We start from the raw sequence: 1,076 nt of genomic DNA, 5'->3' as shown, positions 1-1,076 counted from the left end.
GAGAGATGCGATCACATTTGGTCCGCACGCCCATCCTGGCCGGAAATGCAGGTGTGACGCGTCACGCTTCCCGATAACGTGAGAAGCGCTTCAGGTGCGAATGGCGACTGGCTACTTCTTTTGCTGAAACTACGCCGGATGCCTCTCCTGACCTCTGAAGCTCACAACTGAATGCTTCCTTCCCCGGTGCGCAGGCAGCGGATACTTCAATGGGAACGATTTGTCGCGGGTTCAAATCCTGTCCACCCGACCAGATTTTCCGGGTGGTAGCTCAGTCTGGTAGAGCGCTCGTACGAGACCGTCGCCGACTCTTGATCTCGGGGAAGAACAACTTGATAGCACCTTCCCGGTGCGCCGCATGACGGTTACTTCTTCGCCAGGACCTTCGGGTCCATCGAGGGTGTGAAGAGCCCTCAACATCCCGCTCGCGGGGTGAAGCCGTCGGCACTTTGATCTCGGGAGGGAACAACTTCAGAGCACGCCCGGTGCGCAGGCAAACGGTTACTTCTCACTGCTAATGAGACATAGGCAGGTTCGACACCTGCACTCGGCCCCGGCCGAGGGTCCTGGGACAAGTCCGTCACCGTCGCCGACTTGATCTCGGGCGTGAACTCTTGAACGAGGCCCCTCTCGAACGACTATGAGAGGGGCCTCGTCGCATGTCTAAGTTCAACACCACGGCCACCCGTCCGGCGGTCTCCAGCCCAGTCACGACCGAGCGCACCCCATCCGGCCGCACCTACGAAGGCGCCCCCGGATACGTCCGCGACGCCAAGGGTGAACTGTTCCTCCTTGCGGTGTCGAACATGGTCGGAGAGAGCACCTTCTACGAGAAGGCTGGCGACCGCGACGACCGGTTCCGTAACCTCGTCCACCAGGTCGCCGTGGAGGATGGCGAGTGGATGGCTCGCTTTCTCCCCTGGCTGCGCAGCGAGGCGAACATGCGCACCGCCCCGCTTGTCGCCGCCCTGGAGTCCGTCAAGGCACGGCTCGCCGCGGGCGAGCACGGTCTGAACCGGCAGCTCGTCAATAGCGTCATTCAGCGCGCCGACGAGCCCGGCGAGGCCCTCGCCTAC

The 1,076-nt window shown here is 62.4% G+C and carries 1 tRNA gene and 1 pseudogene; both read left to right on the top strand.

What is annotated here, in order from left to right:
• Positions 1–480: 480 nt before the first annotated feature.
• A tRNA-Ser gene (locus tag AB0J58_RS45160) sits at positions 481–553 on the top strand.
• Between the two features lie 106 nt (positions 554–659).
• Positions 660–1,076, top strand: a pseudogene (locus AB0J58_RS45155) (TROVE domain-containing protein); the annotation flags it as partial.

The sequence above is a fragment of the Streptosporangium sp. NPDC049644 genome (assembly GCF_040675205.1).
Classification (GTDB): domain Bacteria; phylum Actinomycetota; class Actinomycetes; order Streptosporangiales; family Streptosporangiaceae; genus Streptosporangium; species Streptosporangium fukuiense.
This window is presented reverse-complemented; position numbering and strand designations above follow the sequence as displayed.